At 64.5% G+C, this 25,648-nt stretch carries 28 protein-coding genes; 13 read left to right on the top strand and 15 right to left on the bottom strand.

The window, feature by feature from the left end:
* The 7 genes from KC8_RS03480 to KC8_RS03450 all read left to right on the top strand — a co-directional run bounded on the left by KC8_RS03480 (position 1) and on the right by KC8_RS03450 (position 7,731).
* A complete protein-coding gene (locus KC8_RS03480; protein WP_029624459.1) occupies positions 1-1,488 on the top strand; it encodes an FAD-dependent oxidoreductase in 1,488 nt (495 codons plus the stop codon).
* Positions 1,485-2,582 carry an oxidoreductase gene (locus KC8_RS03475; protein ID WP_010124981.1) on the top strand — a complete coding sequence of 366 codons (1,098 nt, stop codon included), beginning with the start codon at positions 1,485-1,487 and terminating at the stop codon, positions 2,580-2,582. The genes KC8_RS03480 and KC8_RS03475 overlap by 4 nt, the downstream gene beginning before the upstream one ends.
* Before the next feature lie 51 nt (positions 2,583-2,633).
* Positions 2,634-3,776 (top strand): acyl-CoA dehydrogenase family protein, encoded by a 1,143-nt coding sequence (locus tag KC8_RS03470; RefSeq protein WP_010124982.1) that lies wholly within the window; start codon positions 2,634-2,636, stop codon positions 3,774-3,776.
* Complete coding sequence (locus tag KC8_RS03465; protein ID WP_010124983.1) at positions 3,776-4,522, top strand: SDR family NAD(P)-dependent oxidoreductase; 747 nt, start codon at positions 3,776-3,778, stop codon at positions 4,520-4,522. The genes KC8_RS03470 and KC8_RS03465 overlap by 1 nt, the downstream gene beginning before the upstream one ends.
* A 134-nt stretch (positions 4,523-4,656) precedes the next feature.
* Positions 4,657-5,820 (top strand): acyl-CoA dehydrogenase family protein, encoded by a 1,164-nt coding sequence (locus KC8_RS03460; protein ID WP_010124985.1) that lies wholly within the window; start codon positions 4,657-4,659, stop codon positions 5,818-5,820.
* A 67-nt stretch (positions 5,821-5,887) separates the two neighbouring features.
* Positions 5,888-6,199, top strand: a complete 312-nt coding sequence (locus KC8_RS03455; RefSeq protein WP_010124986.1) for a hypothetical protein — start codon at positions 5,888-5,890, stop codon at positions 6,197-6,199.
* Between the two features lie 41 nt (positions 6,200-6,240).
* Complete coding sequence (locus KC8_RS03450; protein ID WP_010124987.1) at positions 6,241-7,731, top strand: class I adenylate-forming enzyme family protein; 1,491 nt, start codon at positions 6,241-6,243, stop codon at positions 7,729-7,731.
* 4 nt (positions 7,732-7,735) lie between these two features.
* Here KC8_RS03450 and KC8_RS03445 read toward each other — a convergent pair whose 3' ends face one another.
* The 9 genes from KC8_RS03445 to KC8_RS03405 form a co-directional block, all read right to left on the bottom strand.
* Positions 7,736-9,064, bottom strand: coding sequence for a bifunctional folylpolyglutamate synthase/dihydrofolate synthase (locus KC8_RS03445; RefSeq protein ID WP_010124988.1), 1,329 nt, complete (start codon positions 9,062-9,064; stop codon positions 7,736-7,738).
* A gap of 132 nt (positions 9,065-9,196) precedes the next feature.
* The gene (gene accD / locus KC8_RS03440) at positions 9,197-10,045 is read right to left on the bottom strand and encodes an acetyl-CoA carboxylase, carboxyltransferase subunit beta (RefSeq protein ID WP_010124989.1); all 849 of its coding nucleotides are present in this window, start codon (positions 10,043-10,045) and stop codon (positions 9,197-9,199) included.
* Positions 10,042-10,866, bottom strand: coding sequence for a tryptophan synthase subunit alpha (trpA, locus tag KC8_RS03435; protein ID WP_010124990.1), 825 nt, complete (start codon positions 10,864-10,866; stop codon positions 10,042-10,044). Before trpA ends, accD begins: the two co-directional genes overlap by 4 nt.
* The gene (trpB, locus tag KC8_RS03430; RefSeq protein ID WP_010124991.1) at positions 10,863-12,074 is read right to left on the bottom strand and encodes a tryptophan synthase subunit beta; all 1,212 of its coding nucleotides are present in this window, start codon (positions 12,072-12,074) and stop codon (positions 10,863-10,865) included. The genes trpA and trpB overlap by 4 nt, the downstream gene beginning before the upstream one ends.
* Entirely contained in the window at positions 12,071-12,712 is a 642-nt protein-coding gene (locus KC8_RS03425) for a phosphoribosylanthranilate isomerase (protein WP_010124992.1), read from the bottom strand. Before KC8_RS03425 ends, trpB begins: the two co-directional genes overlap by 4 nt.
* A 63-nt stretch (positions 12,713-12,775) precedes the next feature.
* A complete protein-coding gene (locus KC8_RS03420; protein ID WP_010124993.1) occupies positions 12,776-13,219 on the bottom strand; it encodes a nuclear transport factor 2 family protein in 444 nt (147 codons plus the stop codon).
* Between the two features lie 114 nt (positions 13,220-13,333).
* Entirely contained in the window at positions 13,334-14,587 is a 1,254-nt protein-coding gene (locus tag KC8_RS03415; protein ID WP_010124994.1) for an N-succinylarginine dihydrolase, read from the bottom strand.
* A 13-nt stretch (positions 14,588-14,600) separates the two neighbouring features.
* Positions 14,601-15,617: an arginine N-succinyltransferase gene (locus tag KC8_RS03410; RefSeq protein WP_010124996.1), complete on the bottom strand. Its 1,017-nt coding sequence runs from the start codon at positions 15,615-15,617 to the stop codon at positions 14,601-14,603.
* Positions 15,614-16,834: a hydrolase gene (locus KC8_RS03405; RefSeq protein WP_010124997.1), complete on the bottom strand. Its 1,221-nt coding sequence runs from the start codon at positions 16,832-16,834 to the stop codon at positions 15,614-15,616. The genes KC8_RS03410 and KC8_RS03405 overlap by 4 nt, the downstream gene beginning before the upstream one ends.
* A gap of 94 nt (positions 16,835-16,928) precedes the next feature.
* Between KC8_RS03405 and KC8_RS03400 the strand changes: the two genes are divergently transcribed.
* Entirely contained in the window at positions 16,929-17,318 is a 390-nt protein-coding gene (locus tag KC8_RS03400; RefSeq protein WP_232455611.1) for a hypothetical protein, read from the top strand.
* A gap of 238 nt (positions 17,319-17,556) precedes the next feature.
* Positions 17,557-18,150 (top strand): GTP cyclohydrolase I FolE, encoded by a 594-nt coding sequence (folE, locus tag KC8_RS03395; RefSeq protein WP_010124999.1) that lies wholly within the window; start codon positions 17,557-17,559, stop codon positions 18,148-18,150.
* Between the two features lie 24 nt (positions 18,151-18,174).
* On the opposite strand, the gene KC8_RS03390 is transcribed toward folE, so the two are convergent.
* A complete protein-coding gene (locus KC8_RS03390; RefSeq protein ID WP_010125000.1) occupies positions 18,175-19,842 on the bottom strand; it encodes a pilus assembly protein TadG-related protein in 1,668 nt (555 codons plus the stop codon).
* Positions 19,842-20,282: a TadE/TadG family type IV pilus assembly protein gene (locus tag KC8_RS03385; RefSeq protein ID WP_232455610.1), complete on the bottom strand. Its 441-nt coding sequence runs from the start codon at positions 20,280-20,282 to the stop codon at positions 19,842-19,844. The genes KC8_RS03390 and KC8_RS03385 overlap by 1 nt, the downstream gene beginning before the upstream one ends.
* Positions 20,283-20,517: 235 nt before the next feature.
* On the opposite strand from KC8_RS03385, the gene KC8_RS03380 reads away from it, so the two are divergent.
* The gene (locus tag KC8_RS03380) at positions 20,518-21,405 is read left to right on the top strand and encodes a PAS domain-containing protein (protein ID WP_010125002.1); all 888 of its coding nucleotides are present in this window, start codon (positions 20,518-20,520) and stop codon (positions 21,403-21,405) included.
* A gap of 74 nt (positions 21,406-21,479) precedes the next feature.
* Here KC8_RS03380 and rplI read toward each other — a convergent pair whose 3' ends face one another.
* From rplI to KC8_RS03360, 4 genes are all read right to left on the bottom strand, one after another.
* A complete protein-coding gene (gene rplI / locus KC8_RS03375; protein WP_010125004.1) occupies positions 21,480-22,073 on the bottom strand; it encodes a 50S ribosomal protein L9 in 594 nt (197 codons plus the stop codon).
* Between the two features lie 12 nt (positions 22,074-22,085).
* Positions 22,086-22,310 carry a 30S ribosomal protein S18 gene (gene rpsR / locus KC8_RS03370; protein WP_010125005.1) on the bottom strand — a complete coding sequence of 75 codons (225 nt, stop codon included), beginning with the start codon at positions 22,308-22,310 and terminating at the stop codon, positions 22,086-22,088.
* Positions 22,311-22,324: 14 nt separating this feature from the next.
* Complete coding sequence (gene rpsF, locus KC8_RS03365; protein ID WP_010125006.1) at positions 22,325-22,750, bottom strand: 30S ribosomal protein S6; 426 nt, start codon at positions 22,748-22,750, stop codon at positions 22,325-22,327.
* A gap of 178 nt (positions 22,751-22,928) precedes the next feature.
* On the bottom strand, positions 22,929-23,261 hold the full coding sequence (locus tag KC8_RS03360; protein WP_010125007.1) for a hypothetical protein: 333 nt from the start codon (positions 23,259-23,261) through the stop codon (positions 22,929-22,931).
* 206 nt (positions 23,262-23,467) lie between these two features.
* Here KC8_RS03360 and fabD point away from each other — a divergent pair, with 206 nt between their 5' ends.
* The 3 genes from fabD to KC8_RS03345 all read left to right on the top strand — a co-directional run bounded on the left by fabD (position 23,468) and on the right by KC8_RS03345 (position 25,533).
* Entirely contained in the window at positions 23,468-24,403 is a 936-nt protein-coding gene (gene fabD, locus KC8_RS03355; protein ID WP_010125008.1) for an ACP S-malonyltransferase, read from the top strand.
* A 2-nt stretch (positions 24,404-24,405) separates the two neighbouring features.
* A complete protein-coding gene (gene fabG / locus KC8_RS03350) occupies positions 24,406-25,146 on the top strand; it encodes a 3-oxoacyl-[acyl-carrier-protein] reductase (RefSeq protein ID WP_010125010.1) in 741 nt (246 codons plus the stop codon).
* 150 nt (positions 25,147-25,296) lie between these two features.
* Positions 25,297-25,533, top strand: coding sequence for an acyl carrier protein (locus KC8_RS03345; RefSeq protein WP_010125011.1), 237 nt, complete (start codon positions 25,297-25,299; stop codon positions 25,531-25,533).
* Positions 25,534-25,648: the final 115 nt, after the last annotated feature.

Below are 25,648 nucleotides of genomic sequence, written 5' to 3'. Positions count from 1 at the left end.
ATGACCGAATTCACCACCGCCCGCCCGTTTGCCCATGAAGATGTGGCACACTGGGACCTTGAAACCGAAGTCGCGATCGTCGGGTTTGGCGCCAGCGGCGCCAGCGCCGCGATCGAGGCGGCAGGGGCCGGCGCCAGGACCACGATCTTCGAAATGGGATCGGGCAGCGGTGGTGCATCGGCGCTTTCGGGCGGCGAAATCTATATTGGCGGTGGCACGGATGTGCAGGCAGCGGCGGGCTTCGAAGATAGCGTCGAGGCGCTTGAAGCCTATCTGATGGCGGCAGGCGGCCCAGATCCGGACGCCGCCAAGGTTTCGCTCTATGCGAACCAGAGCCTTGCCCATTTCGAATGGCTGAAGGCGCAGGGCGTGCCGTACAAGGGCACCTTCGTTCCCGGCAAGATCATCGAACCGGAAACCGATGACACGCTGATCTGGTCGGGCAGCGAGGAAGCCTGGCCGTTCAGTGAAAAGGCCAAGCCCGCGCCGCGCGGCCACGTCATCCAGCATATGGGCTGGGGTGGCGGGCGCAAGCTGGTCGATATCCTCGAAGCCAAGGCGCGGGCGCTGGGCGTCGACGTGCGCTGCGATGCGCGCGTGATTTCGCTGGTGGCGGATCGTTCGGGGGCGATCACCGGCCTTGTCGTCAAGATCGACAACAAGCCGCAGTTCGTGCGCGCCACCAAGGGTGTTGTGCTGTGCACCGGCGGTTTCTGCATGAACCAGGATATGCTGCGCCGTTACGCCCCCCAGGCGCTCGCTTGCTCCGATCCGATCGGCGAGAATGACAATGGATCGGGGATCCAGATGGGGATGGGTGCCGGCGGCGACGCGATCCACATGGACGAATTCTTCACCACCTGCCCGTGGATCATGCCGCCATCGCTGGTCTATGGCATCATGGTCAACGAACGCGGCCAGCGCTTCATCAACGAAGATTGCTACCATGGCCGCGTGAGCCGCACGATGATCGACCAGCCGGGCGACCGCATCTTCCTGCTGGCCGACAATGCCATTTTCGAACGGCCGCTGGACCTTGCCCGCATCGAAATCGCGGCCGTGGGCGAGACGTGGGAAGAGGTGGAGAAGGATCTGGGCATGCCGGAAGGCACGCTGGCGGCGACGGTCCACACCTTCAACCGCTATGCCGCCGAGGGCCATGACCCGATCTATCGCAAACATGCGCAGTGGCTGAAGGTGTTGAACGAAGGGCCGTTCGTGGCGCTCGAACTCAATTTCCGCGACAGCTATTTCTCCTTCTTTACGCTGGGCGGCCTCCACACCCGGCCATCGGGCGAAGTGCTCGACGGTGCGGGCCGCGCGGTCCCCGGCCTGTATGCGGCCGGCCGTGCGACATCGGGCCTGCCGCGCTGGGGCCATGGCTACAGCTCGGGTATGAGCTTGGCCGATTGCACCTTCTTCGGCCGGCAGGCGGGGCGCCAGGCGGCGACCGCAGGCGCGGGCGAACTGGTGGCGGCCGCCGAATGACCGCGCCGCCGCTGTTCCAGCCGTTCAACCACCCCAAGCTGAAGACCCGCAACCGCATCGTCATGGCGCCGATGACGCGCAAGCGTTCGCCGGATGGCGTGCCGGGCGCGGATGTGGCGGCTTATTATGAGCGGCGCGGCGAAGGCGGAGTCGGCCTGATCCTGTCCGAAGGCGTCGGTATTCGCCGCAACGGATCGCGCACCGACAAGGCGGTGCCCAATTTGTTCGGCGATGCGGCGATGGCCGGCTGGCGCAATGTCGTCGATGCGGTCAAGCAGACGGGGGCGAAGTTCGCGCCGCAATTATGGCATGTCGGTGCGCGCGCGGACGATACGTCCAAGGCGTATCCCGAAGCCCCGATCGACAGCCCGTCGGGTATGCCCTGGCCGGGGACGTTGGTTGGCGAGCCGATGAGCGAGGCGGCGATCGCCGATACCATCGCGGCTTATGCCGAAGCGGCGGCAAATTCGGCGAAGCTGGGCTGCGACGCGGTCGAAATCCACGGCGCACACGGTTATCTGATCGATCAGTTCCTGTGGGACCAGAGCAACCAGCGCACCGATCATTGGAATGGCCCGACCTTGAAGGAGCGTTCGCGTTTCGGGGTGGAAGTGGTGAAGGCGATGCGGGCGGCGGTCGGCCCCGATTTCCCGATCCTGATGCGGATATCGCAGGATAAATCGCCCGACGGATCGGTGCGGCTGGCGAACAGCCCGGCCGAACTGGCGCTGCTGGTCGAGGCGCTGGCGGGGGCCGGCGTCGATATCTTCCATTGTTCGGGCGCGCGGTTCAGCCGGCGTGAATTCGAAGGATCGGATTTGAGCTTTGCCGGGTGGGTGAAGAAACTCAGCGGCCTGCCGACGATCGCGGTGGGCACGGTGGGGTTGGACGTACCGGCCAAGGCGACGTTGTTTTCCGCACTCGCGCCGGGGCCGCTCGATGAGGTCGAGCGGCGGCTGGATGCCGGCGAGTTCGATCTGGTCGCTGTCGGGCGGGCCTTGCTGGCCGATCCCGACTGGGTGGAAAAGATCCGCGCGGGGCGCGACGAGGAACTTCTCGGTTTTGATGTCAAATATATGAGCAAGCTGCATTGACAGAAAAATGAATCATATTCACTCCAGCGGACAAATGCAGGAGAGGATGTAATGCTGAACGTCGCCGGGCGCACCGCCTACACGCCCGAACATGAGCAATTCCGCGAAACGGTGCGCAAGCTGTTCGAGCGGGAATTGACCCCGAATCTGGATCGCTGGGAAGCGGAAGGGATCGTCGACCGCCATTTCTGGCTGAAATGCGGGGAGGCGGGGCTTCTGTGCCCGCATGTGCCCGAGGCCTATGGCGGCCTGGGCCTCGATTTCGGCTATGCCGCGATCGTGGATGAGGAATTATGGTATTCGGGGTCGACTGCGGGCCTGCCGCTCCACACCGATATCGCGGCTGATTATCTGGTCGATTACGCATCCGAGGAACTGAAGCTTGCCTGGCTGCCGAAAATGGTGACGGGCGAGGCGATCGCCGCGATCGCGATGACCGAGCCGGGCGCGGGATCAGACCTGCAAGGTGTGCGCACTACCGCGCGCCGCGATGGCAACCATTATGTGATCAACGGCAGCAAGACCTATATCACCAACGGCCAGAATGCCGATTTCGTCATCGTCGTGGCCAAGACCGATCCGGCGCTGGGCGCCAAGGGCATCAGCCTTATTCTGGTTGAGGCGGATGCGGCAGGCTTCACGCGCGGCCGCAACCTCGACAAGATCGGCCAGCATTCGGCCGATACATCGGAACTGTTCTTCGAAGATGTGCGCGTGCCGATCACCAATTGCATCGGTGAGGAAGGGCAGGGCTTTGCTTATCTGATGAACCAGTTGCCGCAGGAACGCCTGTCGGTGGCGATCGGCGCGCAGGCGGCCGCGCAGCGCGCGTTCGATGAAGCGGTGAAATTCGTGAAAGATCGCGCGGCGTTCGGCAAGACGATCTTCGACCAGCAGAACACGAAGTTCGTGCTGGCCGATATCAAGGCCAAATTGCAGGTCGGCTGGGCGCATCTCGATTGGACGCTGAAACGCCATCTGGCGGGTGAACTGGATCAGTATGAGGGCGCGGCCGCCAAGCTGTGGCACACCGAAATGCAGTGGGAAGTCGTGGACGCCTGCCTGCAATTGCATGGCGGGGCCGGTTATATGAACGAATATCCGATCGCGCGGCTGTGGCGCGATGCCCGCGTGCAGCGCATCTACGGGGGAACCAGCGAGATCATGAAACTCGTCGTCAGCAGATCGATCTGATGGATTTTTCGGGTAAAACCGCGCTCGTCACCGGCGGGGCAAGCGGCATTGGGCTGGCGTGCGTCGAACAGTTTGCCGCCGCCGGCGCAAATGTGGTGGTGGCCGATATTTCGGGTGAGGGGGCCAATGCCGTCGCTGCAAAACTTGGCCCCAAGGGGCTGGGGTTCGGCGGCGATCTGGCTGATCCGTTGGCTGTGGCCGACCTGTTCGATCTGGCGATGGCCCGGTTCGGCCGGGTCGATTGCGCGGTCAATGCGGCCGGGATCAGTGGCAATTGGGGCGCGTTCGAGGATTTTCCCCTGGAGGAATGGCACCGGGTGATCGCGGTCAATTTGACCGGCGTATTCCTGTGCATGCAGCATGAAGCGCGGATCATGCTGAAACAGGGCGGCGGCGCGATCTGCAATATTTCGTCTGGCGCCGGATTCCTGCCGGCACCCGGAATGCCGCATTATACGGCGTCCAAGCATGGCGTTTTGGGGCTGACCAAGGTGGCGGCGAAGGAATATGCCGCGCGCGGCATCCGCGTGAACGCCGTCTGCCCCGGCGCGACGCTGACGCCGATGATGGAAAAATCGATCGGTGGCGATGCGGAACGGCAGGCGCTGATGGATGCGACGGTACCGTTCGGCCGCATGGGGCGATCCGAAGAGATTGCGGCGGCGGCCGTATGGCTCTGTTCCGACGCGGCGTCGTTCGTCAGCGGTGAAAGCATGGCGGTGGATGGCGCGTCGGTTTGTCGGTGAGTTGGGGCTACGTGCAGGGATCGCTTTGCGGAACTATCGCGGCTTACTGCTACGCATAGCGCGACTGGGTTTGACAAGAACGGCGCATTGCCGCATCGCAATCGACAAAATGGCGATGTATTGAGAGGCGTGTAATGACGGCTTCGCTGGCGGATTTCCGGAACGAAACGCGGACCTGGCTGGAAGATCAGCTCGCCGGGCCGTTCAAGGCCCTGCGTGGGTTGAACAACCATGTCGATGCAATCGACGAGCGACGCGAATGGGAACGCGCCCTTGGCCGCGCGCGCCTGTCGTGCATCGGCTGGCCGGCCGAACATGGCGGCCGCGACGCCAGCATCGCCGAACAGGTGGTGTTCGCCGAGGAATATGCCCGCGCCCACGCGCCGTCGCGCATCGGCCATATCGGCATCGAACTCGCCGGGCCGACGATCATCGCTTATGGCAATGACGACCAGAAAGCGCGGCATTTGCCGGGTATCGCCAATGGCGACGCGATCTGGTGCCAGGGTTATTCCGAACCCAATGCCGGGTCCGACCTTGCCAATGTCCGCACACGCGCACGGCTGGAAGGCGACAAGTGGATCGTCGATGGCCAGAAGATCTGGACGTCGATGGGTTCGATCTCCGACTGGATTTTCGTCGTCGCGCGCAGCGAAGAAGGCAGCAAAGGCCCCAAGGGACTTTCGTTCCTGCTGATGCGGGTCGATCAGCCGGGGGTGACGGTGCGTCCGATCCGCCAGATGACCGGCGAGAGCGAATTTGCCGAAGTGTTCTTCGATGGCGCGGTGGCTGACGCACGCGACCTGATCGGCCGTCCGGGCGATGGCTGGGCGGTGGCGATGGGCCTGCTGGGTTTCGAACGCGGCATTTCCACGCTGGTCCAGCAGATGCATTTCCAGACGGAGATGGATCAGCTGATCGCCGCGGCCAAGGCATCAGGCCGCGGCAGCGATCCGTTGCTGCGCCAGCGGATCGCCGATGCGTGGATTGGCCTGTCGATCATGCGTTTCAACGCGCTGCGCATGCTGAGCGATGCGGGCAATCCGCAGCTTGACGAAGCGGCGCTGACGTCGAAGCTTTATTGGTCGCGCTGGCATCGCGATCTGGGTGATCTGGCGATGGATGTGCTGGGCATCGGGGGCGAAATCGGCGGCGATGATTATCGTTACGAAGGCCTTGTCCATAGCCATTTGATGAGCCGTTCGGACACGATTTACGCCGGATCGAGCCAGATCCAGCGCAACATCATCGCCGAACGCGGCCTTGGCCTGCCGCGCGAGCCACGCGGCGACCTCTAGACCCTTGACCCTGCCGCTGCGGAGTTTAGACTGAATCGCATTCATTTTATCGCGGAGAGGGCGAAGGATGGCGAGGCAGTTCAAGGCGGGCATGAAGTTGAAAAGCGCGGTCTGCGACACGCAGATCATGGTGTTGCGCGTGCCCGCCGATTCGCTGGAGATCCGAATCGGCGGCGCGCCGGCCCTTGCCGCTGATGACGCGGCCGGGGATGCGGTGCTGGATCCGGCGCTGGCTGGCGGATCGCTCACGGGCAAGCGTTATACCGACGAAGCCGAAACGATGGAATTCCTGTGCACCAAAGGTGGTGAGGGGACGATCACCGTCGACGGGCTGACCATCGGCATCAAGCAGGCCAAGGCGCTGCCGTCGTCGGATTGATATCCGGCCGGCGGATCATGGCGCTGCGGAGGGCCTGACCGATGAATATCTTCATGCTGCTGGAAATGGCGGCGGATGCGATGCCCGATCGGGTGGCGATCGTTTCCGGCGATGACAGCCTTACCTATGGCGAATTGCTGGTGGCGGCGCGGGGCGCTGCCGCACTGGCGCTGGGGGCCGGCGCCTCGCGCCTCGCTTATCTCGATATCAACGGCCCGGCGGCACCGGTCGCCCTGTTCGGCGCGGCGCTGGCAGGTATTCCCTATGTCCCGATCAATTATCGGCTGACCGTGCCGGAAATCGAAGCCCTGCTGGCGCGGGTGACGCCGGCTTTGCTGGTCAGCGACGGCAAGCCCGCGCCCGAAGGCATCACGGCGATCGCGACAGCGGATTTTCTGGCGCGGGCGAAGGCGGGTGGCGGCGAAGATCTGGTTGCCCCCGACGAAGATCGCGGCATCGCGGTGGAACTGTTCACCAGCGGCACGACGGGGGCGCCCAAGGCGGCGATCCTGCGCCACGATAATCTGCTGGCCTATATCCTCGGCACGATCGATTTCATGGGCGCGGACGAGGACGACGCCGCGATCGTGACGGTGCCACCATATCATATCGCCGGCATTTCGGCGGTGCTGAGTTCGGTCTATGCCGGGCGGCGGATGGTGCAACTGCCCAATTTCGAGCCGGCGGCGTGGCTCGATCTGGTGTGTCGCCACGCCATTTCGAACGCCTTTCTGGTGCCGACGATGCTGCAACGGATTGTCGAACATCTGGATGCCGGGGGCCATGCGGCAGCGGACCTGCCGGCGTTGCGTGCGCTGGCTTATGGCGGCGGCAAGATGCCGCTGGCGGTGATCGAACGGGCGATGGCGCTGTTTCCCGGTGTCGATTTCACCAACGCCTATGGGCTGACCGAAACGAGCAGCACGATCTGCCTGCTCGACCCCGAAGCGCATCGCGCGGCGGTGGCATCGGCCGATCCGGCGGTGCGGCGGCGGCTGGGATCGGTGGGCAAGCCGCTGCCGACGATCGAACTAATCATCCGCAGCGAGGATGGCGATGTGCTGGGCGCCGGCGAAGCCGGGCTGGTATTCGTGCGCGGCGATCAGGTGGCCGGCGAATATCATGGCCTTGGCAGCCAGACCGACGGCGATGGCTGGTTCCCGACCCGCGATCGCGGCTGGGTGGATGAGGAAGGGTATCTGTTCCTGGATGGCCGGGCCGACGATGTGATCGTGCGCGGTGGTGAAAATATCTCGCCCGGCGAGATCGAAGAGGTGCTGCTCGATCATCCGGCGGTGGCCGAATGCGCGGTGGTGGCGATGCCCGATGCGCAGTGGGGCGAAGCCGTCGCGGCGGCGATCGTGCTGACGGCGGGGGCTGAGGCCGGCGCGGATGAATTGCAGGCGCTGGTGCGCGGACGGCTGCGTTCCAGCCGGGTGCCGCAGGCGATCCGCTTCGTGGCTGAGTTGCCGTATAACGAAACGGGCAAGCTACTGCGCCGGGTGATCCGCGAGGATTTCGCGGCGGGGTGATGGATCAGGTGGGCGGCGTGCCATTGGCCGCGAGTACGCTACCCGCAAGGTAAAGCGACCCCGCGATCAGCACCACCGGCGGGTTGGCGCGATCGGCATGGCGGGCGATCCAGTCGAGCGCATCGATCGGATTGTCAGCGGTCATCGCGCCAAGCCCGCTTGACCGCGCCGCGGCGGCCAACGCGGCCGGCGCATGGTGGGGATGGCCGGGGACGGGCACCGTGTGAACCGTAGCCATCCGCCCGCTGAACGGTTTCAGGAACCCCAGCGGATCCTTGTTCTCCAGCAGGCCAAGGATCAGATGCAGCGGCCGCCCGGCGGGCACGTTGCCGCGAAAGAAATCGGCAATCGCGCGGGCGGCGGCGGGGTTATGGCCGCCGTCGAGCCAGAGATCGGACCCAGCCGGCAGCAGATCGGGCAGGGCGCCGGTATTGAGATGCTGCAGCCGGGCGGGCCATTCCGCCCAGCCCATCGCCGCGCGCAAGGCAGCCGGCGGTACATTGATCGCATCCTGATGACGCAGCATCGCCACGGCGAGCGCGGCGTTCATCGCCTGGTGCCCGCCGGGCAGGCGGGGCAGCGGCAGATCAAGCTGGCCGGCGCCATCGCGATAATGAATGCGGTTCTGATAGGCGACGGCATCCCATTCGCCTCCCTTGGCAAGCCAGGGCGCGCCCGCCGCGCGCACGACCGCGCCGATGCGGTTGGCGGCACCGGCCGGATAATGCTGGGTGACGATCGGCACGCCGGGCTTGGCGATTCCGGCCTTTTCGGCTGCGATATCCTCGATTGTTTCGCCAAGGAAGGACTGGTGATCGATACCGAGCTGGACGATGCCGCAGACGACGGGATGTTCGATCACGTTGGTGGCGTCGAGCCGGCCGCCCAGGCCCACTTCGACGATGCACGCTTCCGCCGGGGTGCGCGCGAAGGCCAGGAAGGCGGCGGCCGTCGTCACTTCGAAGAAGCTGGGGGCGATATCGCCGGCGATATCGAGCACTTCCGCCAGCAGGGGGGCGAGTGTCGCATCGTCGATCAATTGCCCCGCGACACGGATCCGTTCGTTGAAGCGGACGAGGTGGGGGCTGGTGTAAACATGGACGGGATGGCCCGCCGCCTCGATCGCCGCGCGCAGATAGGCGCAGACCGATCCCTTGCCGTTGGTGCCGGCAACATGGAACACCGGCGGCAGATCGCGATGCGGATTGCCGAGCCGATCGAGCAGGGCAGATATCCGCTCAAGCCCGAGCACGTCGCGCCCCGGCGACAACATGGTCAGCCGGTCGAGCTGGCGCTGAACCGCGGGATCGGTGGAAACGGCGTGATCGGGCATCGGGGAACCTCAGCCCTCTCCCCTCCGGCGTGAGGGGTGGGAGAGGGAGTGTTGCAAAGTGCGGGGCGTCCGTCCAGTCGATTGGCGTGCCTTGCCGTTGGTCCTCCGCCGCAGGGCGGAGGAAGGGCCGGATCAGGCGGCCTCGGGCACCAGATAATCGGCAAGGGTCGCCAGTGTTTCACGCAGCTTGTGACGATGCGTCACCATGTCGACCATGCCATGTTCGAGCAGATATTCGGCGCGCTGGAAGCCCGGCGGCAGCTTTTCACGGATCGTCTGTTCGATCACCCGCTGGCCGGCGAAGCCAATCAATGCGCCCGGCTCAGCGATCTGGATGTCGCCCAGCATCGCATAGGATGCGGTGACGCCGCCGGTCGTCGGATCGGTCAGCACCACGATATAGGGCAGGCCGGCTTCGCGCAGCTTGGCGACGGCCACGGTGGTCTTGGGCATCTGCATCAGCGACAGGATGCCTTCCTGCATCCGCGCGCCGCCGGCGGCGGTGAACATGACATAGGGGCAGCGATCGGCGATGGCGGCCTGAATGCCGGCGACGAAGGCCGCACCCACGCCAAGCCCCATGGATCCACCCATGAAGGCGAAATCCTGTACGCCGACTACGATGCGCTTGCCTTCGATCTGACCCTTGGCGTTGATCAGGGCGTCCTGTTCGCCGGTGGCCGCGCGGGCGGCCTTGATGCGATCGGTATAGCGCTTGGAGTCGCGGAATTTCAGCGGATCTTCACGAACCGCCGGCATCGGCAGCAGCGTATAGACCCCGCCATCGAACAGGGCGTTGAACCGCGCATCCGGCCCGATGCGGCCATGATGATCGCATTTCGGGCAAACCGACTGATTTTCTTCAAATTCCTTGACGAACACCATCTGCCCGCAGCCGGAACATTTGTGCCAGAGATTATCCGGTGTTTCGCGTTTGGCGATGAAGGGGATAGATTTGCGGACGCGATCGATCCAGCTCATGCTGCCTGCTCCTGCCGCGCGGTACGAACAGCGGCGCTTAAACCTTTGACAATATTGCGAACGACATCGGCCGGATCGCGCCCTTCGGCAGCGGCGGCACCGATCGCTTCGACGATTGCGGAGCCGACGACGACACCATCGGCCACCCGCGCGATGGCGGCCGCCTGATCGGGCGTGCGGACGCCAAATCCAACCGCGACGGGCAGATCGGTCGCGGCCTTCAGCTTGGCGACGGCGGCGTCGATGCTGCCCTGCGCCGCCTGCTGCAGACCGGTGATCCCGGCGACCGAAACATAATATAGAAAGCCGGAAGCGCCTGCGAGGACGGCGGGAAGCCGTGCATCATCGGTGGTGGGCGTGGCCAGGCGGACAAGATCGATCCCGGCGGCGCGCAATGCCGGTCCTAACGCATCATCTTCTTCGCTGGGAATATCGACGCAGATCACGCCATCGATCCCCGCTTCGGCGGCAGCTTGCGCGAACCATTCCGGCCCGCGGTGAACCATGGGGTTGGCATAGCCCATCAGCACCAGCGGCACCTGCGGGTGGCGTTCCCGAAATTCACGTGTGATTTGAAACAGGATAGCGGTGGTTGTTCCAGCAGCCATCGAACGCAGATTGGCGCGCTGGATGGCCGGGCCATCGGCCATCGGATCGGTGAAGGGCATGCCCAGTTCGATCACGTCGGCCCCGGCGTCCACCAGCGCATCGAGGATCGCGGCGGTGGCGGCCGGCGTCGGATCGCCGCCGGTGACGAAGGTGACGAGCGCTGCGCGGCCCTGTGCGGCGCAGGCGGCAAAGGTGGCGGCAAGGCGGCTCACAGCGCGACCCCCAGTTCATTGGCGACGGTGAAGATGTCCTTGTCGCCCCGGCCGCTGACGTTGACGACCAGGATCTCATCCTTGCCCATCGTCGGCGCGATCCGTTCGGCGACGGCCAGCGCATGGGCGGATTCGAGCGCGGGGATGATCCCTTCGAGCCGGCACAAGGTCTGGAACGAAGCCAGCGCTTCGGCATCGGTGCAGGGTTCGTAGGTTACCCGGCCGATATCGTGCAGCCAGCTATGTTCAGGGCCGATACCCGGATAATCGAGGCCCGCCGAAATCGAATGCGCCTCGGTGATCTGGCCGTCTTCGTCCTGCAGCAGATAGGTGCGGTTGCCGTGGAGCACGCCCGGCGATCCGCCGGCGATGCTGGCCGCATGGCGCGCGGTTGCAAGCCCGTCGCCCGCCGCTTCGACGCCGACCAGCGCCACGCTTTCATCATCGAGGAACGGGTGGAAAATGCCGATCGCGTTCGATCCACCGCCAACCGGGGCAATGATCCTGTCGGGCAGGCGGCCTTCGGCGGCGAGGATCTGTTCGCGGGTTTCGTGGCCGATGATCGACTGGAAATCGCGCACCAGTTCCGGATAGGGGTGCGGGCCGGCGGCGGTGCCGATGATGTAGAAGGTGTCGTGGACGTTGGCGACCCAGTGGCGCAGCGCCTCGTTCATCGCATCCTTCAGCGTCTTCGCGCCGGATTCGACGGCATGCACCTCGGCGCCGAGCAGCTTCATGCGGAACACGTTGGGCTGCTGGCGGGCAACGTCGACCGCGCCCATGAAGATCGTGCAGGGCAGGCCGAAGCGCGCCGCGACCGTGGCGGTGGCAACGCCGTGCTGGCCCGCGCCGGTTTCGGCGATGATCCGCGTCTTGCCCATGCGCTTGGCGAGCAGGATCTGGCCGATGCAATTGTTGATCTTGTGCGCGCCGGTGTGGTTCAGTTCTTCGCGCTTCAGATAGATTTTCGCGCCGCCGAGATGTTCGGTCAGCCGGGGTGCGAAATAAAGCGGGCTGGGCCGGCCGACATAATGCTTCATCAGATCGTCGAATTCGGCCTTGAAGGCGGGGTCCGCCTGCGCTGCGCGATATTCGCGTTCGAGATCAAGGATCAGCGGCATGAGCGTTTCGGCGACATAACGGCCGCCGAACTGGCCGAAATGGCCGCGCGCATCGGGCTGGTTGCGGAGCGAATTGGCAATAGTCATAGCTGTGACGCCGATTGGAGGAAGGCGGCGATCTTGTCCATATCCTTCACGCCCGGCGCGCATTCCACGCCCGACGAAACATCGACAAGTGGCGCGCCGGTCATGCGGACCGCGTCGGCGAGATTGCGCGCGTCAAGCCCGCCGGACAAGGCCCAGGGCAATGGATGGGCGAACCCTTCGAGTAGTTTCCAGTCGAACCGCAACCCCATGCCGCCGGGAAGGTCGGCATGGTCGGGTGTCTTGGCGTCATACAGAATCTTCGTCGCAGCCCCCTGATAGGATGCGGCGGCGGCGAGATCGGCGCGCGTCTTGACGGGAATGGCCTTCCAGATTTCGATCGCGTGGCGATGGGCAAGGCTTGCCGCGCGCGCCGGTGGCTCGCTGCCGTGAAGCTGGACGGCATCGAGCGTGCCTGCGGCAACCGCACGATCAAGGAAGGCGTCGTCCGCGTTCACGAACACGCCAACCTTGCGGATGTGCGCGGGCACCAGCGCGGCCAACGCCGCCGCCTGATCGAAATCGACATTGCGCGGGCTTTTGGCGAAGAAGACGAAACCGACATGGCTCGCCCCGGCGCGGATCGCCGCGCCCAGCGTATCCGCCGTCGAAAGGCCGCAAATCTTGGTCTGAACGGGCAAGGGATGGTCCTTCGTGAAGGCCGGACCCCTAGAACAACGCTGGCCCTAAGCCAAGCGTGAGGGTCAGACAGGCCCCGGCCCGAGCACCGATATGTCGCCCACATGGGCCTTGTTGAGCTTCACCCGTTCGGCGATGCGCCAGCCTTCGGCGGTGCGCACCCAGCGATCATGATAGCTGCCAAGCGTGCGGAAGGTGAGGTGGCTGCGATCGCCGAGGCCGACATGCATGTCGGCGACATAGGCGCTGCTGGTGGCCGTATCGCCATCGACATCGATGATGACGTTGGCAAGGAGATGCTGGGTCGGCCCGCAATCGTCGAGAAAGCTGCGCATTTCGGCAACGATCGCGGCGCGGCTGGTGCGGCGGCCGATGCCATAATCGCCCTGTGCGTCTTCGAGCATCACATCATCGAGCCGCGCCCAATCGCGTTGATCCATCGCTTCGGCAAAGCGGCAGAGCTGGCGGTAGATCGCGCGTTCGTCGAGCAGGGTCTGGAGATCGGGCATTGGCATCCTCTTTGATCCGATTCTTGGTGACCGGACGGTTTAGACTAGCCGAAATTCGGGCGAGAAGGTGGCGGCAATGTTTATTTGCACCGGCCAGTGTTTATGAATTTGCGATCAGATCAGTTCGCGCAGATCGAGCATGGCGAGCAGTTCCGCGCGGGCGTGGACGGCCTGTTCCCATAGCGCCGGCGAGGAAAGATCGGCGGGGGTGATGGCCTCTGGCCAGTGGCGCGACACGATATCGGCAATGGCGTCGAGGCGGGGATTGTCCACCAGGAAGCGCGGATCGACGGTGGCGGGATCGGCGACGACGCGCAGCCGCAAGCAGGCGGGGCCGCCGCCGTTCGACATGGATTCGCGTACATCGACCAGTTCGATCCGGCGGATCGGGCCGTTGCCGGCGATCATGTCCTGCAACCAGCGCCATACCGCCGGGGTGTCGCGCGCTTCGGTCGGCAGGATCAGCGCGCTTTCGCCGGTGGGCAGGGTGACGAGCTGGGCGTTGAACAGATAGCTGCGGATGGCATCGGCCAGGCTGATCCGTGCGGCAGGCACTTCGACAATCTCGACATCGGGCATGATGCGGCGAAGATCGGCATAGAAGCCATGTCTGTCGGCAAAGGCCTGTTCATGGGTGAACAGCACATGGCCATTGGCGACGGCCACGACATCATTGTGGAACGCGCCGGCGGCGATGGCGTCTTGCGACTGGGCGACGAACAAGGTGCGGGCGGGATCGAGACCGTGGAGGCGCGCGACAGCGCGGCTTGCCTCCACATGCTGGCGGGCCGGGAAGGCGCCGCCTTTTTCGCCATAGACGAAGATTTCCACGCCCGGTGCCGCATGGCTGGTGGCAAGCCGCATATGGTTGGCGGCGCCTTCATCGCCGAACGGCGCCGGGATCGGGCCGTGGACGGCAAAATGGCCCGTATCGGCAAAAGCCAGGCGCAACTGGGCAAGCGTGCCCTGCCATTCATGGCTGCGGTGCGGCATGGTGACGAGGTTGGCGACCGTCAGATGGCACCGCCCGTCCGCCGTATCGGGCGCGGGGGATATGGTGGCGGCGTTGGCGGCCCACATCGGCGAAGCCGACAAGGCGTTGGCGAGCAGGCCTGTGTCCGCGTCTTGGGCATGGGTGCCAAGGGCATCGAGCCATGCGTCGTCGGGCCGGCGATGGGGCAGGAAAATGCCCTGGGCCAGCCCGAGCGCGAGATTGGCGCGCATCTTGGCGATCCCCTGGAGTGCCGCCGCGCGGGGGTGCGATGTGCGGCCGGCGTTGCTGGTTGCGGCCAGATTGCCAAGGCTCAGCCCTGCATAATTGTGGGTGGGGCCAACGATGCCATCAAAATTGATTTCGGTCAGGGCCATCGGGGATATCCGTTCAGCGGGCGACGAATGTGATGGCGTCGCCAGCCTTCACGCCCAGCAACCTGGCAGCTTCGGCGTCGATGGCGGCATGGCCGTCGGGATCGACGTCCGCCAGTGCATAGCAGGCACGGAAATCGGCGAGGTGCCCGGTTGCGGCCAGCACATTCACGCCTTCCTGCGTATCCGTCGCGGTGACGGTGGCGTCGGCGGCGTCGCGGATAGAATGGATGTCGTCGATGTCGGCCGCCATCGTCGGCCCGCCATCAAAAATGTCGATATAGCCTTCGTAGCGGAACCCTTCATTTTCCAGCATCCGCATCGCCGCGCGGCCGCTGGGATGGGGCAGGCCGATCACCGAGCGCGCGGTTTCGGGTAGCATCGCGGTGTAAATCGGGTGCTTGGGCATCAGATCGGCGATGAACTGGTTGCCGTGTACGGCATTGAAGGCGTCGGCCTCCTGGAAATTCATGCCGAAGAATTTGCCGGCCAGCCCATCCCAGAAGGGCGATCCGCCGGCTTCGTCGATCACGCCGCGCAGTTCGGCGAGCATCCGTTGGCCAAAGCGCGCACGATGCTGGCGGATGAAGAGGTAGCGGCTGCGGGCGAGCAGCAGGCCCAACCCGCCAGCGCGCTCGCGCGGGTGGAGGAACAGGCCGCCGACTTCCGAATAGCCTTCATAATCGGTGGTCAATGTCAGCATTTCGGCGCGGAAGGTGCGGTTCAGTTCCTGCGAAACCTGGCTCAACGTGCCGAGGCGATAGCTGTAAAAGGGCCAGTGCTGGCCAACCTTGGCGAAGATCTGTGCGGTGCCCGCGATCTTGCCGGTGGTTATGTCTTCCAGGATCAGGACGTAGAGATCGTCGCCGCCCACATCTTCGGTCTTGGCGAAGGCATCGGCTGAACGGGCGAGTTTTTTCACCAGCGACGGGCGATCGGCCGGCAGATTGGTGAACCCGCCACCCGTGAGCTTCGCCATGTCATAGAGTGAATCGAGGTCGGACGGCCGCGATGGGCGGATGACGAAGCTCATACCCGGCCCCGCGTGGCGAGCCGCAGGAGGACGAGGGCGGAAAGGCGGGCGCGTTCGCCAAGGCTGTCGGTGATCAGATATTCCTCCCCCGAATGGATCGCGCCACCCCGGACGCCCATCGTATCGACCACCGGCACCCCGCAGGCGGCGATATTGTTGCCGTCGCAGACACCGCCGGTCGCCCGCCAGCCAACGGCCAGCCCAAGCTGCGCCCCGCAATCGCGGACCAGCGCGTAAAGCCGTTCGGCTGCGGCATCCATCGGCTTGGGCGGCCGGCCGAAGCCGCCATGCACATGGATGGAAACATCATGATCGGCCGCAACATTGGCGGCGGCGGCGTCGATCAGCGCACGGGCGCGAATTTCGTCCGCCGGGGTTATCGGCCGCAGGTTGATCCTGAGCACCGCATGATCGGGCACCACATTATTCGGCCCGCCGCCGTCGATCTTTGCGGGATTGATCGACAGGCCGGGGCCGGCGGCGCGGGCGAGGCGCAGTGCCAGATCGGCGGCGGCCACCAGCGCGTTGCGGCCGTCTTGCGGATTGCGCCCGGCGTGGGCGGCGCGGCCGGTGACGACCAATGAAAAATTTCCGCTGCCGGGGCGTGCGCCGGCCAAGGTGCCATCGGGCAAAGCGGATGGCTCGTAAGTGAGCGCGGCGATCTTGTCCCGCGCGGCCGTTGCGATCAGCGGCGCGGAGCCGGACGAGCCGACTTCTTCGTCGCTGTTGATGACGACTTCATAGCCAAGCCGTGGGGCAAGCGGATGGGTTTCGATCGCCGCCAGCGCGGCGAGCATGACCGCGATTCCGCCCTTCATGTCGGCGACGCCTGGGCCGTTGAGCAAGCCGGGTTTCAGCCAGCGGAGCGCCTGGAAGGGATGATCCGCGCCAAACACCGTATCCATGTGGCCGGTCAGCAGCACCTGCACCGGCGCTTGCGGCCTTACGACAAGATGGAGATTGCGGCCGTGGTGAATGGCGGTTGGGGTGCCGTTGGCGTCGATGGCGTCAACCGGGCCGGCATCGACCAGCCGGACATCGCCCGGCAGCGGGGAAAAGGCGTCTGCCAGTTCGGTCGCCATCGCGGACAGGCCGGGGAGATTGCGCGATCCGCTGTTGATGGCTGCCCAGCGTTCCACCTGCGGCAACATCGGCGCGGTTGCGGCATGTTCCATCGTCGCGATTTCGGAATGATCGAGGGAGGCGATGCCCGTCATGGTAGCGATCCTAGCGCGTAGCAAAGGCTTGCGTCACCCCCCGCCTTGAGTGCAGAGAGAATGCCGCCGACAAGAGCGCAAATGCCGACGGCTGTTGGGAGAGGGCCACGGAATGCGCATTTTTATTACAACCGCATCACTGTTTGTTGCTGCTGCCATCGGCGTGGCCGGTCCCGCCGCGGCGCAGGATCAGGGATACCGATTGCTCGTCGAGAATGGTGTCGATGCGATTGCGGTGCGTCACGTCGTGGCTGATCGACTCGGCGAACCGGCGGCAACCGGTTCGATTTCCAAACAGATTCTGGCGGATGCGAACAGCGTCGCGCAACTGCGGGCTGAATCTGCCGGGCGCGCAACGATTATCGTCGGCTGCCCGGAACTTGTTAATGCGATGGGCGGCAGCGCCACCGGCGCGCGCAAGATCGCGACGGACCTGGCCCGTATCCTGCCGGCCGATTCCCTGGCGGTTGCACGTATCAACTGATTCGCGGCCACGCAGTCACTGACGTCAATTCTTGGCGATTCGATTTGGACGCGGCGCGGGCCGCGTCTTTTTTTTGTGGGTATAGGAAAATAGGGCGGGGCGCCTTATTTCGCGGCTTTATCACGGATTCTGGCCGCTTGAGCGGCCGGTGGCCGCTTGGCAATCATGGCAGGGCTGGTTAGGCGCTATTGCCGATGGTGGCCGGCAAGGCCCTGCACAGGACAGGATGGAAGCCGCAATGGGCGATTTGGTGAAGCACCCCGCGAAGATTGCCGTTCCGGAACATGTTGAGGAAGCGATCCGTACGCTGCTTCGCTGGGCCGGTGACGATCCCACCCGTGAAGGGCTGGTCGACACCCCCAAGCGCGTCGCGCGGGCGTGGAAGGAATATTGCAAGGGTTATGGCGACGATCCGGCCCATCATCTCAGCCGCACCTTCGAAGAGGTTGGCGGCTATGATGAAATCGTGCTGCTGAAGGATATTCCGTTCCAGTCGCACTGCGAACACCATATGGCGCCGATCATCGGCCGGGCGCATATCGCCTATCTGCCCAAGGATCGGGTGGTCGGCATTTCCAAGCTCGCCCGTGTGTTGCAGGGCTTTGCCCAGCGCCTGCAGGTCCAGGAACGGCTGACGGCCGAGGTGGCGGACTGCATCTGGGAAAATCTGCACCCGCACGGCGTTGCCGTGGTGATCGAGGCGAGCCATGCCTGCATGTCGGCGCGCGGCGTGCGCACGCCCGGTGTCGCGATGACGACCAGCCGGATGATGGGCGTGTTCCGCGATGACGAACGGTCCCGCGCCGAAGTGCTCAAGCTGATGGGATACTGACGCCGATCGGCTTGCCCTGCCGTGTCAGGCGACGATGGCGGGGACGCCGCAGCGGACCCCGTTCACCCGTACATCCGCCTGGCCCAGATGGATGCCGAGCAGGCCTGTCAACGAGTTCAGCAGGCCATCCAGCAGCGGTGCCGCCGGGGCGAGTGTGTTGCCGACCAACTGGCCCACCGGGCCGGTGCCGAGGCCAATCCCCGCCACGTTCACGTTCAGATCGAGATCCTTGACCAGCGACCCCACGACGCCTTGAACCAGGCTTTCCGACGATACGGTTTTCACCTTGCGCGCGGCGATTTCCGGCGCGGTGAAGGCAACGCTTTGCCAGTGCTGGGCGGTAAGGTTGACGCGTGCCTGTCCGGAAACGGTGACAAGAGGAGCCGAAACGATGCGTGCCGGCCCTTCGACGATCGGCTGCTTGTGGTTCGAAATATCGGCGGGAAACAGGTCGGCGATGGCAGCATGGCCGATGGACGGGCGAACGAGCAATGTTGCCCCGCCGGCACGCCGGTTGACGCAGTCGATCGCGGATAATTTGGCTTCCGCCTCGGCCAGTTCGATGAACACCGGCAGGCGGACATTGGCGATGCCGAGCAGGGATCCCGCAGGCAATACTTCGGCTTCGATATAGATGCGAGTCTGTGCGGTGCGGACGATCGGTTCGCCCTTGCTGGTGACGGCAAGCCATGGCGAATCCGCCGGCCGATCGCCGATGGCAAGGCGGACGCTGGCTTTGGTCAGGCCGGGGATCGTGGCGCCAAGATCCAGTTTCACCTGCCGTTCCCCGTTCGACAGTTCCAGCAGGCTGCGCGCCAGATCAAACGCGTTGACCCGGATGGACTGGCCGGGCGCTGCCCGATCCTGCGCACCGATCGGGCCAAGATCGATCAGATTGTCCAGAGCGGCGGGCTTGGCGGCGGCTGCCGTGCCGGCCAGTTTGCGCACCGCATCGGCCGCGGCGGCTGACCCCGCACCGTCAAGGCCCGAAGCCAGGGCTTCGAGCGCGCGACCGGTGGTGACATCGGCGGACAAGGTTTTGTCGAACGATGCGGCCTGAAGATCGAGCTTGGTTTGCAGAGCTTCGGAAAAGGCGAACAGATCAATGTCGGTGGTGGCCAGCGCTTCATAGTCCATCACCGAAAGATTGACCTGCGACCCGGCTAGCGCGGACAGCAGCGCATTGGCGATGCCCCCCTGCAGGGCCAGCAATCGCGATCCGATCGAAAAACTGGCAAGGTTGGCGCGTGTCGCCGTGGCGGTGCGCGAAATGGGAACGCGGCCACGGCCGAGCGCCGCGATGCCGAAATATAGCCGTGCGTCGGTTTTCAGTGTCACACGGGCGGCAGTGGGATTGGTCTTGGTTGCATGGAAGCGCTGGGAGACGGCAATCGCCGGATCGGCCCGCCAGACGCCGAGTTCCACTTGGCGCGTCACCGGCGCGGGCATTGCGTTTGCGGCGACCGAAAGCCTGGCGGCGTTGTCCGCGCTGCCGATGTTGGCGGCGGCGGATATCGCGGCGGCATCGGCCATGCCCTGAAGACGCCGCGTTTCGAAGTAGATCGAGCCAAGATCGACGGCAAAGGCGAGGCCGCCAAGGCCGACGAGCATCGATCCGGCGGCGATCGCGGTAACGGCGCCGCTATGATCGTGTCGCAACCGGGCGGACGGGAACGGAGGGAAGGGGCGCATCACAAACCTCCCAGGCGGATGGCCGCGGTGCGCCGGATCCGCTTTTGCGGCAGCGGCACCAGCCCGAATTGCAGGAAGGCGTCGTGGGACGCATCATAATCCAGCGTCACCACCAGCGTTTCGTTGGCTTCGCTGATGCTGACCGCCGCGCGTTCGGCGTGCAGGCCGGCCAGCGGGCCGAGTTCCTGTGCCACGCTCAGCCGCGCCAGGGTGCTGCGTTCTGTGGGGTCCAATCCGGCCAGGGCGCTGCGGGCGGCATCGTTGGCCACCTGTTGCAGCGAATGGGCGCGCCAGAAATAACCGCCATATGCGATGATGCCGAGCAAGATGAGCAGGAAGACAGGTGCGACGAGGGCGAACTCCACGATCGCCGCGCCGCGCTGTGCGTGCTGCACCCGGCTGACAAAATTCGTGGTCCTTAGACGTGTCGGCATCCTCATCCGATGGCCTCCCCTGCGCTGATCGGGGCAGTCTAGGCGCGATGAATTAGTGGGCTGTTCCGGGCGGTCGCAGATGATCTTGCGTACTATTCTTCACCAATATGGTGAAACAACTTGCGGAAATCGGTCGCGGTGCGCCGGAATGGATATATTCCCCTTCGGGTCCGAAAGGTTTCGTCAACCATGACTTTCCACACATTGCGGCGTGGTTCTGGTTAATCGTGGAGAAGCCGTCATGGGATATTCGACTGAACGACTGAGCGTAACGTCCGCTGAACTCGTGCGTCAGTTTGGCCGCTGGCAGGACAAGGTGGCCACAGAACCTTTATTCGTGACCCATCATGGACGCGAAAGACTGGTGATGCTGTCCATGGCCAATTATCGGTCGCTGCTGGAAGGTGATATCGACAGCGGGTTGAGCAGCGATGGCGAGCAACGGCTGGATGTTCTGGCCGATCTCGTGACGCAAGGGTTTATCGCGTTTGACGAAACGCTGACCATCGTCCGGATGAATCCGGTGGCGGCCTGCTATCTGCGCGGCCATCGCCATGGGCTGATCGGCCGGCGGCTGGACGAGGTTTACCCGACGGTGGCCAATTCCCTGCTGGAAAATTATCTCGTCCGGGCCGTGCGTTCGGGAGAAACCGGGGCGTTTGACGCGCCATCCTTTGCCCAGAGTGGTGATTGGCTGCATTTGCAGACGTTTCCGTTCGGCAACGGGGCGGCGGTGCTGTTCCGCAGCATGGGTGATGAAGTGGAAGCGCGGCGGCAATCGACGGCGGCTTCTGCCATGGCGGCCGCGGCTGCCGTCCATGGCGGGATCGGCCATGGCTGGCTCAGTCCACGCGGTACATTTGCGAATGTCGATGCGGTGCTCGCCGGGATGGCCGGGTTTGAAGCCGTGGCGCTTGGTGGCGTACGGCTGACCGATATTCTGCCGCTCAAGCGGCGGATGGAGGCTGCCGAACGGATGGAGGCGGTGCTTGCCGGCAACGGCCCTTGCGCGTTCGACAGTGAAATTCTGGTCAATCGCGGGGATGAATTGCCGGTACGGATCGGGCTGGCCGATCTGCGCGGCGATTATGCCAATGATGGCGCTGTCGTGGTGGTGACGCGCCGGTAGCGCGACAAAGAAAGAGGCCGCCCGGATCGCTCCGGACGGCCTCTTTCTGCTTTACGACGTAGAAGCGAGAGCGATCAGCCCTCCACTTCCTCCTCGGCCGGCGCGTCGGTGGCGATTTCGCCCGGCTCGGCATTGGGATCGTAATCTTCGGTGAAGCCAGCGGCATCGCGTTCGAACATCGACGCCATGACGTCGACGCCCTGCTCCTGCAGTTCGGCTTCTTCCGGGCTGCGCGCGATGTTGATCTTGATCGACACCGACACTTCCGGGTGCAGCGCGACCTTGACGGTGTGCAGGCCGATATTCTTGATCGGGCGATCAAGGATGATCTGGCTCTTCAGCACCTTCTTGCCGTCGGCTTCCAGCGCTTCGGCGAGGTCACGGGCCGAAACCGAACCGTAGAGCGCGCCGACGTTGGACGCCTGGCGGATCAGGGTCAGCACCTTGCCGTCGATGCCCTGCGAATCAGCCATGGCTTCTTCGCGGCGCTTGGCGTTTTCGGCGACGATCCGTTCGCGGTTCGCTTCGAAAACCTTCTTGTTGGCGGCGTTGGCGCGCAGCGCCTTCTTGCGCGGCAGCAGATAGTTGCGCGCAAAGCCGTTCTTCACGGTGACAACGTCACCGATGGCGCCCAGCTTCTCGACGCGTTCGAGCAGGATGACATCCATTGTGCCGGCCCCTTACTTGACGATGTACGGAAGCAGCCCGATGTGACGGGCGCGCTTGATCGCCTTGGCGAGTTCGCGCTGCTTCTTGGCGGAAACCGCAGTGATGCGGCTCGGGACGATCTTGCCGCGCTCGGACACGAAGCCCTGCAGCAGACGGACGTCCTTATAATCGATCCGGGGAGCGTCTTTCGCGGAGAAAGGGCAGCTCTTGCGGCGACGGAAAAATGGGCGTGCCATGTGTCTGTTCTCCCTTAGGCCGCGTCACGGTCGTCGCGGTCGCGACGAGGACGATCTTCACGATCGCCGCGCGGACGGTCACCACGGTCGCCACGGCGGCCATCGCGTTCCGAACGCTCGTTACGGCGCATCATCGCCGACGGGCCGGCTTCATGCGCATCAACCTTGAGCGTCATGTAGCGGATGACGTCTTCGTTGATCGCGGTCTGGCGCTCAAGTTCGGCAACGACAGCGGCGGGCGCGTCGAATTCGATCATCACGTAATGCGCCTTGCGGTTCTTCGCGATCCGGTAGGCGATACCGCGCAGGCCCCAGGTTTCGGTCTTCACGACCTTGCCATTGCCTTCTTCGATGATCTTGGTGGCGGTTTCCGCCAACGCATCGACCTGTGCCTGGGCAAGGTCCTGACGCGCGAGAAACACATGCTCGTACAGAGGCATGTCGCTTGTCCTTTGTTTCTACCGATCGCTGACGTTCGCGCCCATCGCGCACGCCCCTCCGGTCTTCTTGAATACGGCAAGGGCGGAAAGCGTGATGCTTCCGCCCCTATCGTGGCCGGGCCTATGCCGGAAGGCGGGGCAAATGGCAAGCGCCAGCGGGCCTGCCATGGCGCCCGGTTTAACTGCGGCGGTTGAGTTCGGCCAGCGGCACCGCGGTACGTGCCGCCAGCATATGTTCGCCTACATCTTCCAGCAACTGCCGCGCAGCACTCAGGTGGCGCCGCGCGCGGACCAGTTTCGCGGGGCGGCGGGGGGCGACGGGTTCCGCCACTATAGCGCAGGACGCCAGATAGCGGCCGATTTCGTCGTCATCATCCCGCATGGCATGGCGGCCGATTTCGTTCAGGGTTTCGAGCAGCCCGATGCTGCCTGCTCCGGTATCTGTCGCGACCTGATGTTCCTGCAGGCGATTTTCGCCACGGGACCATAAAAACAGGCGGTAGCTGGCCATACCGTTTCTCCTACTGCATCCCCACGCGCACCGGACAGTAGCGCAGATGTGCGGCAATTGCATTTCAGAGTGGCGCCGGGACGAGCGTGATGCGACGAACCGCGCAGATATGTCGTCGGGCCTTTATCGCGTACGGCCTTGCCAGCACGCGGCGCAGTTTCTAACGCGCAGGCTTTCACGGACATGGCAGGACGGGATTTCCACCGATGCGCGCATTCATCTTTCCGGGGCAGGGCAGTCAGGCCGTCGGTATGGGCAAGGCCCTGGCCGATGCCAGCGTCGTCGCGCGCGAAGTGTTTCAGGAAGTCGACGAGGCGCTTGGCCAGCATCTTTTCCGCCTGATGACCGAAGGCCCCGAAAGCGATCTGACGCTGACCGAAAATGCGCAGCCGGCGATCATGGCCAACGCCATCGCCACCTTGCGCGTGCTGGAAAAGGAAGGTGGCATCCGCCTGGCGGATAAGGCGGATTATGTCGCCGGTCATTCGCTGGGCGAATATACCGCTTTGTGCGCGGCCGAGGCGCTGGATCTGGCGACGACCGCGCGGCTGCTCAAGCGGCGCGGGCAGGCGATGCAGGCGGCGGTGCCGGTGGGCGAGGGGGCGATGGCCGCCCTGCTGGGGGCCGATGTCGATAAGGCGCGCGCGCTGGCGCAGATCGCGGCCGAAGGCGAAGTGTGCACCGTCGCGAACGACAATGATCCGTCGCAGGTGGTGATTTCCGGCCACAGGGGCGCGATCGAACGCGCCATCGCGCTGGTGAAGGACCATGGCATCAAGCGCGGCGTGCTGCTGCCGGTGTCCGCGCCCTTCCATTGCGAACTGATGCAACCCGCCGCCGATGCCATGGCCGAAGCGCTGGCCGGCGCCGATCTGCGGGCGCCGCTGGTGCCGGTTTATGCCAATGTCACCGCAAGTGCGGTCGCCGATCCCGATGCGATCCGCCGCCTGCTGGTCGAACAGGTGACGGGCACGGTGCGCTGGCGGGAAAGCGTCGCCGCGATGTTCGCGGCCGGCGTGCATGATTATGTAGAATTTGGCGGCAAGGTCGTGGGGCCGATGGTTCGCCGGATCGCTCCCGATGCGACTGCCGCGAGCATCGTGACGATGGATGATATCGAAGCGCTGGTGAAGGATCTTTGAACATGTTCGACCTGACAGGCATGACCGCGCTGGTAACCGGCGCATCCGGGGGGATCGGTTCGGCGATCGCCCGTTCGCTTGCGGCGCAGGGCGCGCGGCTGGCGGTGTCCGGTTCGAATGCGGAAAAGCTGGAGGCGTTTCGCGCCAGCCTTGGCGGCGATCATGTCGCCCTGCCGTGCAATCTTTCGGATGCGGCCGCGGTCGACGCGCTGGTGCCGCAGGCGGTGGACGCATTGGGCGGCAAGCTCGATATTCTGGTCAACAATGCCGGGGTGACGCGCGACAACCTGGCCATGCGGATGAAGGATGACGAATGGGATCAGGTGATTCGCGTCAACCTTGAAGCCGCGTTCCGGCTGATCCGCGCGGCCGCGAAACCGATGATGAAGGCGCGCTTTGGCCGCGTCGTTTCGATCACGTCGGTGGTTGGCCAGACGGGAAATCCGGGCCAGGCCAATTATGCCGCGTCGAAGGCGGGGCTGGTGGGCATGTCCAAGGCGCTGGCGCAGGAACTGGCCAGCCGCAACATCACGGTGAATTGCGTGGCGCCGGGCTTCATTTCATCGGCGATGACCGATGTTCTGCCCGATGCGCAGAAGAACGCGCTGCTCACCAAGATTCCGGCAGGCAAGCTGGGTGAAGGCGCGGATGTGGCTGCTGCCGTCGTCTATCTCGCCAGCCGCGAGGCGGGCTATGTCACCGGCCAGACGCTGCATGTGAATGGCGGGATGGCGATGATCTGATCCGCGGGCGGCTATCCGCACCGTGAACAACAGGAACCTGCTAAGTGTGCCAGCGCCGTACGTCTGTACTGGACGTCTGCACTGCGCGCTTGCAAGCTGGAAGCTGCCCCGTTAGGCAGCGGCAAACAGACCCTAAGGAAGGCTAGGAATATGAGCGAGACCGCCGAGCGCGTGAAGAAGATCGTTGTCGAACACCTCGGCGTCGAAGCCGACAAGGTGAACGAAGAAGCGAGCTTCATCGATGATCTGGGCGCGGACAGCCTCGACATCGTCGAACTGGTGATGGCGTTCGAAGAAGAGTTCGGCGTGGAAATCCCTGACGACGCGGCTGAAAAGATCGCCACCGTCAAGGATGCGATCAGCTATATCGACGCCAATAAGGGCTAAGGCCCGACTGGGCTGAGCCAGCGGAGCCGCCTGGATGTGATCCGGGTGGACCGGAACAAGTAGCGGCTCCCCGACCCCGGGTACGATATTTGGGGCGTGGAGCCGCTTCGTTTTT

The organism is Sphingomonas sp. KC8 (assembly GCF_002151445.1).
Classification (GTDB): domain Bacteria; phylum Pseudomonadota; class Alphaproteobacteria; order Sphingomonadales; family Sphingomonadaceae; genus Sphingomonas_E.
Note: the sequence above shows the minus strand (reverse complement) of the source record. Positions and strands in the feature narration are given on the sequence as shown.

Bases quoted from the DNA above. Each gene is read 5' to 3' on its own strand.
- KC8_RS03450 (WP_010124987.1), top strand. From the start codon at position 6,241: ATGAATATCTTCATGCTGCTGGAAATGGCGGCGGATGCGATGCCCGAT.
- KC8_RS03360 (WP_010125007.1), bottom strand. From the start codon at position 23,261: ATGGCCAGCTACCGCCTGTTTTTATGGTCCCGTGGCGAAAATCGCCTG.
- KC8_RS03410 (WP_010124996.1), bottom strand. From the start codon at position 15,617: ATGAGCTTCGTCATCCGCCCATCGCGGCCGTCCGACCTCGATTCACTC.
- rplI (WP_010125004.1), bottom strand. From the start codon at position 22,073: ATGGATGTCATCCTGCTCGAACGCGTCGAGAAGCTGGGCGCCATCGGT.
- KC8_RS03465 (WP_010124983.1), top strand. From the start codon at position 3,776: ATGGATTTTTCGGGTAAAACCGCGCTCGTCACCGGCGGGGCAAGCGGC.
- KC8_RS03415 (WP_010124994.1), bottom strand. From the start codon at position 14,587: ATGGCCCTGACCGAAATCAATTTTGATGGCATCGTTGGCCCCACCCAC.
- accD (WP_010124989.1), bottom strand. From the start codon at position 10,045: ATGAGCTGGATCGATCGCGTCCGCAAATCTATCCCCTTCATCGCCAAA.
- fabG (WP_010125010.1), top strand. From the start codon at position 24,406: ATGTTCGACCTGACAGGCATGACCGCGCTGGTAACCGGCGCATCCGGG.
- trpB (WP_010124991.1), bottom strand. From the start codon at position 12,074: ATGACTATTGCCAATTCGCTCCGCAACCAGCCCGATGCGCGCGGCCAT.
- KC8_RS03445 (WP_010124988.1), bottom strand. From the start codon at position 9,064: ATGCCCGATCACGCCGTTTCCACCGATCCCGCGGTTCAGCGCCAGCTC.
- rpsF (WP_010125006.1), bottom strand. From the start codon at position 22,750: ATGCCTCTGTACGAGCATGTGTTTCTCGCGCGTCAGGACCTTGCCCAG.
- KC8_RS03455 (WP_010124986.1), top strand. From the start codon at position 5,888: ATGGCGAGGCAGTTCAAGGCGGGCATGAAGTTGAAAAGCGCGGTCTGC.
- KC8_RS03405 (WP_010124997.1), bottom strand. From the start codon at position 16,834: ATGACGGGCATCGCCTCCCTCGATCATTCCGAAATCGCGACGATGGAA.
- fabD (WP_010125008.1), top strand. From the start codon at position 23,468: ATGCGCGCATTCATCTTTCCGGGGCAGGGCAGTCAGGCCGTCGGTATG.
- KC8_RS03470 (WP_010124982.1), top strand. From the start codon at position 2,634: ATGCTGAACGTCGCCGGGCGCACCGCCTACACGCCCGAACATGAGCAA.
- KC8_RS03460 (WP_010124985.1), top strand. From the start codon at position 4,657: ATGACGGCTTCGCTGGCGGATTTCCGGAACGAAACGCGGACCTGGCTG.
- KC8_RS03385 (WP_232455610.1), bottom strand. From the start codon at position 20,282: ATGAGGATGCCGACACGTCTAAGGACCACGAATTTTGTCAGCCGGGTG.
- KC8_RS03475 (WP_010124981.1), top strand. From the start codon at position 1,485: ATGACCGCGCCGCCGCTGTTCCAGCCGTTCAACCACCCCAAGCTGAAG.
- folE (WP_010124999.1), top strand. From the start codon at position 17,557: ATGGGCGATTTGGTGAAGCACCCCGCGAAGATTGCCGTTCCGGAACAT.
- KC8_RS03480 (WP_029624459.1), top strand. From the start codon at position 1: ATGACCGAATTCACCACCGCCCGCCCGTTTGCCCATGAAGATGTGGCA.
- KC8_RS03345 (WP_010125011.1), top strand. From the start codon at position 25,297: ATGAGCGAGACCGCCGAGCGCGTGAAGAAGATCGTTGTCGAACACCTC.
- KC8_RS03420 (WP_010124993.1), bottom strand. From the start codon at position 13,219: ATGCCCGATCTCCAGACCCTGCTCGACGAACGCGCGATCTACCGCCAG.
- rpsR (WP_010125005.1), bottom strand. From the start codon at position 22,310: ATGGCACGCCCATTTTTCCGTCGCCGCAAGAGCTGCCCTTTCTCCGCG.
- KC8_RS03380 (WP_010125002.1), top strand. From the start codon at position 20,518: ATGGGATATTCGACTGAACGACTGAGCGTAACGTCCGCTGAACTCGTG.
- KC8_RS03390 (WP_010125000.1), bottom strand. From the start codon at position 19,842: ATGCGCCCCTTCCCTCCGTTCCCGTCCGCCCGGTTGCGACACGATCAT.